Genomic DNA, 1160 nt, shown 5'->3' on the forward strand with positions numbered 1-1160 from the left:
CAAGAACAGACGAAGACACTCGGGGATTTGGCAGAAGAACTCAACATTCCGAAAAGTACGTTACACCAGTGGATGAGCAAGTATCGTGAACTGAAAAACGAGCCCGTAGCTAGCATGGATCGAGTGAAGGAGCTGGAAGCAGAACTCCAAGAGATGCGCCGGTTGCTTCAAGAGAAAGAAGATACACTTGCAGATACGCAAGAGGAACTCGCTATTGTAAAAAAAGCAGTGCACATCTTCAGCAAGCCAAAGAGCTAAGATTTCAGTTTGTGGAAGACCATCGCTCCCAGTTTTCTTTGGAGAAGATGTGCAGATCGTTGCAAGTGTCACGGAGCGGATATTACAAATGGCGAATAGATCGAACAAGCACGCAACAGAACCGGAGAGCCGAGGTCATGAAGCGTATTCGGTATCATTTCTACGACCACCAGATGCGGTGTGGGAGCCCTAAAATTACGTATCTGCTCCATCTGGAAGGGTATAGAATCTCTTCACGTACCGTCAGTATATACATGCGTCAAATGAATCTTCGTTCCGTGGTAAGTCCCAAATATCGTGTCCAGACCACGGATTCCAAACATGACCATCCCATCGCACCGAATACGCTGAATCAGCAATTTAAAACGTCCAAACCCAATACGGTGTGGGTCACCGACATCACCTACATTCCCTGCCGAGGAGGTCGTCTATATCTCGCCAGCGTTCTGGATTTGTGTACGCGTGAGATTGTAGGCTGGCGTCTGTACAACCATATGGAAACAAGTCTGGTGCTGAATGCATTGAAGGATGCGTACCAGGCCAAACGTCCCGCTCCGGGATTGCTCCACCACTCGGATCGCGGGTCTCAGTACACCTCAAAAGAGTACGTGGAGCAACTGAAATCATACGGAATGGAGTCGAGTATGAGCCGCCGAGGAAACTGTTACGATAACGCGTGTATCGAGTCATGGCACAGTATTTTAAAAAAGGAACTCATTTACTGTAACCCACGTTTTAAGACGCCGGAAGAAGCTTATACCGCCATCTACCAGTACATTGAGTTCTATTACAACCGCAAGCGAATTCACAGCGCGTTAGGGTACCTTTCCCCTGCTCGTTTTGCGATGCAATTTACCGGAAAATCCGTAGCGTAAGTGTCTACTTTCTTGACATAAGTCCAC

2 protein-coding genes are annotated in these 1160 nt (G+C 47.8%); both read left to right on the forward strand.

Annotation, left to right across the window (positions count from 1 at the left end; all coding sequences use genetic code 11):
* A partial coding sequence (locus ACE6ED_RS29100) for a transposase (protein ID WP_410830954.1) occupies positions 1-258 on the forward strand: 258 nt, incomplete at its 5' end.
* An 11-nt stretch (positions 259-269) separates the two neighbouring features.
* Positions 270-1133 carry an IS3 family transposase gene (locus ACE6ED_RS29105; protein WP_410830955.1) on the forward strand — a complete coding sequence of 288 codons (864 nt, stop codon included), beginning with the start codon at positions 270-272 and terminating at the stop codon, positions 1131-1133.
* Positions 1134-1160: the final 27 nt, after the last annotated feature.

The sequence above is a fragment of the Paenibacillus nanchangensis genome (genome assembly GCF_046543445.1).
Taxonomy (GTDB): domain Bacteria; phylum Bacillota; class Bacilli; order Paenibacillales; family Paenibacillaceae; genus Paenibacillus_AQ; species Paenibacillus_AQ nanchangensis.